The sequence below is a fragment of the Butyrivibrio sp. TB genome, from assembly GCF_900110805.1.
In the GTDB taxonomy this organism is placed as follows: Bacteria; Bacillota; Clostridia; order Lachnospirales; family Lachnospiraceae; genus Butyrivibrio; species Butyrivibrio fibrisolvens_C.
Window position 1 is genome coordinate 1 of record NZ_FOER01000049.1, and the last position, 5,130, is coordinate 5,130.

Consider the following 5,130-nt stretch of genomic DNA (forward strand, 5'->3'; position numbering starts at 1 on the left):
TCGACTTTAAACATAGTAAAATGTACGTTATTCGAATCCATTATGAACCTAATTAATTGCGGTAGCGATCCACCTAATTTTTTCGCGCTTACGTTAAATCTGCTTCAGTATCTTCTTTATAGCCGTAACATATCCGGTTTTATATACTGGATAACCCTTTTCCTTAACTCGTCCCTGCTCGTCAGTAGCCCAGCCACGTTCCTTGAAAAATCTCTCAGAAACAGCATCTCTTAAAGCGTTGATCTCTGTTTCGGTCAGATCATCAAGTGCTGATACTACAACCACATCGGAGTTTGGAGAAGTGACGTTTTTCTGATTACGCATATCTATGGTGATGCAGGTCTGATTCTTGAGCATGTTATTTTCGTTTCTAAGTTTCTTGTTCTCAGCTATTATCATGCCTACAAGAGCTTTGACAGTTGGTTCAGCGATCTGTGATAGTATCTCATCATTAAGCGTTGTTACCGCCTTTTTCTTGGGCTTTTTGGTGGTTGTATTAGAATACTCAGCCCACCTACTGATAAGGAGTCTGTAAGGCTCTGCGTTTTTGTTACGCAAAGCCTGCTCACTTAAACCGCCTTTCTCAGCCATAAGTCCTGCAATAGTACCAAGAGAAAAGTCTTTCACATCTGATTCACTCTGTTTCCTGCATACTTCATGCACAAGAGTGAGTGTTTTCTTCTTTCTGCTAGTAGCGTTCTCGCATAGCTGTTCGTATAATTCGTCTGGATGTATATTACTCATTCTATTACCTCTCAAATTAGGCATCATTATTAGTGGATAGAAGTTTTAAAGGTGCGTCATATCTCATGATTTTCAGTTCTTTTTCAAATTCGTTGTAAATGCCGATTTCTTCAAGCTTTTTTCTGCCGATAGCGTAGGGAATTGCCTCCTTAAGGCTTCCAGCTCTTTTAATAAGCAGCCTCATAAACTGATTTCCTGCAAGGAGCTGTTCTTCCTCGGATAGAGTGAACATCACTGGTTGCTTTTTGTTAAACATCAGCGTCATGTCTATTATCTGTGATCTTTTCAGTAAAGCCTTGCTTGCATCTGTCTCAGGGAATAATTCTGCTCCGTTACATATTGCTTGTAACTGATGCATTTCGTCAGCTTCTGCTTCAAGTAGGAAACCAACATCTTGAACTGTTCCAACAGGTACTAGCTGTGTGGAACTTGAATCATTGTCATTACCACTTTTGGATATCTTTTGGCATTTATCAATAAGCCTAAGTGTAGCGTTTAGGTTGTTTGCTATATCATCGCCCTTTTGTAGTTCCTGTTGTAAGAGCTGTTCATATTTAAGGAGTTCTTCGTACTGTTCAAAGATTTCCCCATGCTGTTCAACTTCGTATTTACTGTTTTCAAGTTCCTCAGATTCTTTCTGATATCTGGTAACTCTTTTGGATGTTTCAGACATCTCATAACTTAATACATTGAAATGATTTACAAGTCCCGGTAAGAAGGCAGGGCCTGTGATAAACCATCTGCAACGGACACAGTTATGAGCAGGGTATCCCTGTACTGGGCCGTATGTTACCTTGTCAGTATCATCATTCACATAAGTACCGCCTGTATCGCATCCAAAGCACCCTTTAGGGCATATTCCTTTGTCGGACATAACAATGCTTGCCTTTGACTTTTGAGCGCTTAAAACAGCGTCATACGCAGCCGTATCATTAACAGCAGTGCCTATTTCTAACTGCTTATACTTCGCGTCTCTGATAAACCTCTCAAATGATTCCTGATCCTGCTTTAGTATCTCTGTATCAGCTTTTTTCATGGTATCAGTGATGTAGGAGATACCCATTTTTGTGTAATACAGAGTCATAACAAGCCTTGCGTGGCCTGCTATGCACTTGGAAAGAACAGGCATAGGGACGCCGCCTTCAAGAGCAAATGCTGTGATAAGAGATACTCGAAGCGAATGAAGCGGATAATAAGTAGTTCTTTCTGAATCCTCATGAACAAATTTTAGATTTTGTTCAGCTTCTGTAGTAGCATTCTGATTCACTTTTTGTTCAAGACATTGGAGCAGTTTGTACCACAAAGGTTTTTCTAATGCCCTCCGTCTTAATGGTAGATGTTTATTTTCACTTGCAGCATCTCTGAACAGGAAAGTAGCCGTTCCCATGGCTTTTAGGACTTTTACGTCTTTTGCGTGTCCTAATTGAGTTACCGTCAATTCAGTCCATGCAGTAGGTCTTGAGATGGGATTGTACTTTTTCTGCCAGTCTCTTAACTTAGCAAGCCAATACTGCATTTCCTCATACTGCCAAGGCATGTTGTAGCCTTTATCAGCTTCGTCTTTGTTGATGTCCGCAGTTTTATTGGTGTTAATGAAAAAGCCTGTCATTTCGAGGTTTGTAGTAGGATCAATAAACTTTCTCAAAACACCTTTTTCACAAGGCTTTCTTTCTGTTCCTTGTGATAAAGGAGAATCATTTTTGACCCATTCACCATATTTATACTTATCCTTCTGAACATATTTGAAAGTATCCATTTCACCGCTATCAAGCATTCTTGCCTGATATGTGCGGATTGGAAGCATCAGCTTTGTCAATAAGCAGATAGTCCTTGCAGGACACCACATTTCGTAAACATATTCGCTACATCCCTTTGTTTTGATCTCATAAGGTGATGCTTTTCTTTTTCTGAAAACACAGTCAGGATCATTCTTATCAATCAGATGTCTGTCAACAATAAACCAGTCACCGCCAGACGTACGCGAATTAGTAAGCTCCTGTGCAAGTGTTAAGTCTCTAAAGCAGGTTGCATCAGACGGAACTAGGAGATTACGAAGTTCCTTTATGTAGCGATAAGGCAGTACATTCTTATCTGATTCGCTTCTGTTAGAACGGTCTACATGGTCTGGCAAATACTGTTCTAGCGGATTATGAAACTCGGCAGGTATCAGCTTCTTGCCATAATCATCTTCAACAGAAAACTTTTCTTCAAGTATCCAGTTGATAAAAGCAACGAGCTTTTTAGCCTCTTTCAAGGCATTGGGTTGACTTTCTCGTTCAGAATAAAGAATTTCATAGAAATCAGGTGCTTCATAGGTCTTTGAAACAAATTCTTGAACTGAGCGTGTCAGATTCATTGCTATTATGTATTTTTTAAAGAAGTTGGATAAAGCATCTAATGCTGGTGCTTTTCCTCTAACTACTGTTTTTATCCATTCCTCAGCATAAGCTTTCCATTCGGCAAGGGCTGGATCATATTCAAGTAGCCATTCAAAACTCTCATTCGTGGTTGTTCCATGGCAGCGCATTTCAATTTCACGCTTCTTTGCTGATTCCTGTAGCTTTTCAAGTCTAGCGTAATCTTTTGGTGTGAGTTTATCTCCTTTAAACGGTCCGTTTTCAGCAAAAGTACGAAGCCAGCCCATTGTTGCAGAAGCGCTTACGCCATATTCACGCTGGATATCCATGGATGTTTTGCCATTACACACCTCCTCGATAACCTTATATTTAGTCTTGTTGTCGTATCTAGCCATATACTATTTCTTCCCCATTATGTATTTCTTTGTTTTTTTCTTTTCTTCCTCATACCATGAATCTATCTCCGTCTTCATTGGAAGCACCATACCTTGTTCCAAGGAGCTTGTTGCTTGGCTGAGAGCACTTGTAACTTCTGTAACTGTAGGCTCAGTATAAACATTCTGTGATTCTTCTGACTTATGGTGCATAGCAACCTGTCGTACTTTCTTGTCTATGCCTGCATTTTTCATTCTTTGACCATAAGAATGTCTGTGACCATGATTACTTGTTCCATTAAACTTTGATACTTCAAGCCCTATTGTTTCACAGGCTTTATTGTGTGCTTCTGTTTGCGTTCTTATAGGCATCATTTCACCTAGATATCTTGGATCAAAAGACACAAACGCAAATGGATGGGTGTCCTTAATGCCGTATCTGATTCGTTGATGCAAATACTTTTTCCATACATACATGAACACATAACCCGCTTCTCTTGGAAACCAATAAACATTCATGTACATATTGTCCTCATCATCAAGTCTTGGATTCTTCCATCCTGCAAACCTCTTGTTTGAAGAAGCGTACTGATTGCGTGGTATAAGACCATATTTTAGCTTCAGGTATGATGCTCTGTCTGTTACATATTTACCGGTGCTTGGATTTTTGAAATCATGAGGAGCCTTCCCCTCTGATGGGTGATAAATCCTTACTATTGCCATGTCCGGATCTTCTGGATCAGGGATAACATCCTGCACCCATAAATGAAAAGGCTCACTATGACGCAGACCTCCGTAATGCATAAGTATAGTGATTGCTATGTCTCTCCAGTTATAACCATCTATTAAATCTAATTCATAGCCCTTGCGTGTTTTCTTAAAGCCTTCTCTAAGTAACTTCTCTATCTTGTCCTCTGGAAAAGCCTTTGTGCCATTTCTTACCGCATAAGGGTTTTTGTGGGTTACAACATTTCTTACTGTTTTAGCCGTTTCAGAAATGTCATGGATATCATCAAGGTGTCCCAAGAATGAGCGCTCACTTCTGTTGATCAGAGCCATATATTTAAGACGTTCCTCATACCTTGTGGCTTCTCTCCAAGGATTAAGCTGTTCCGTCTTGTAGTTGATATACAGCCAGTCTGAGAAGTCGCTTAATGATGATAGTAGGGTATTGGCTGTCTGTGCCTTTTTGGGAAGCCAGTATAAACCCGAAGGATCATTCCCTTCTTCATCGATAGTGCCTGAATATATCGCTTCTGCAAACAGTTCAAAGAAGTCTTTAGCAGATACATAGTTGTTGGGATTGGCATTCATGTAATCAAATAACAACCCAACAGCCTGTATGAGCTTGTTATGCCAAGTCCTGCTCTTATGGCTATACTTGATCTGATAGCGCAGTAGCTGTCCAAATATCTGTGTCTCTCCATCTTGCTCTATCAAAAGAGATGGCAGCTCTATGTATCTTGCTGAATTATCTCTGTATGTCTTTGTGTATACCTTTACATAATTCATCTCTTATCCATCCATATAGATTGATTAACATATTATTTATAATACCATATACTATTCAATATGTGTATATAAAAAAGGTACTATATCTTGATAATATAGTACCTTTATACATAGTTTGATTATAAAATTATTACCTTATATAA

Annotated in this window: 3 protein-coding genes; all 3 read right to left on the reverse strand. The window is 39.4% G+C overall.

Translation table 11 applies throughout. The annotated features are described in order from the left end of the window. Window positions 1–93: 93 nt before the first annotated feature. From gmtX to gmtY, 3 genes are read right to left on the reverse strand one after another with little or no spacing between them, the layout of a single operon-like run. The gene (gene gmtX, locus BMX21_RS18870) at window positions 94–744 is read right to left on the reverse strand and encodes a gamma-mobile-trio protein GmtX (RefSeq protein WP_092047026.1); all 651 of its coding nucleotides are present in this window, start codon (window positions 742–744) and stop codon (window positions 94–96) included. 16 nt (window positions 745–760) lie between these two features. After that, window positions 761–3,496 (reverse strand): gamma-mobile-trio integrase GmtZ, encoded by a 2,736-nt coding sequence (gmtZ, locus tag BMX21_RS18875; RefSeq protein ID WP_092047028.1) that lies wholly within the window; start codon window positions 3,494–3,496, stop codon window positions 761–763. Window positions 3,497–3,499: 3 nt separating this feature from the next. Continuing rightward, a complete protein-coding gene (gene gmtY, locus BMX21_RS18880) occupies window positions 3,500–4,987 on the reverse strand; it encodes a gamma-mobile-trio recombinase GmtY (RefSeq protein WP_092047031.1) in 1,488 nt (495 codons plus the stop codon). Window positions 4,988–5,130 lie beyond the last annotated feature (143 nt).

Coding starts and splice junctions, on each gene's coding strand:
- gmtZ (WP_092047028.1), bottom strand. CDS start 3,496: ATGGCTAGATACGACAACAAGACTAAATATAAGGTTATCGAGGAGGTG.
- gmtX (WP_092047026.1), bottom strand. CDS start 744: ATGAGTAATATACATCCAGACGAATTATACGAACAGCTATGCGAGAAC.
- gmtY (WP_092047031.1), bottom strand. CDS start 4,987: ATGAATTATGTAAAGGTATACACAAAGACATACAGAGATAATTCAGCA.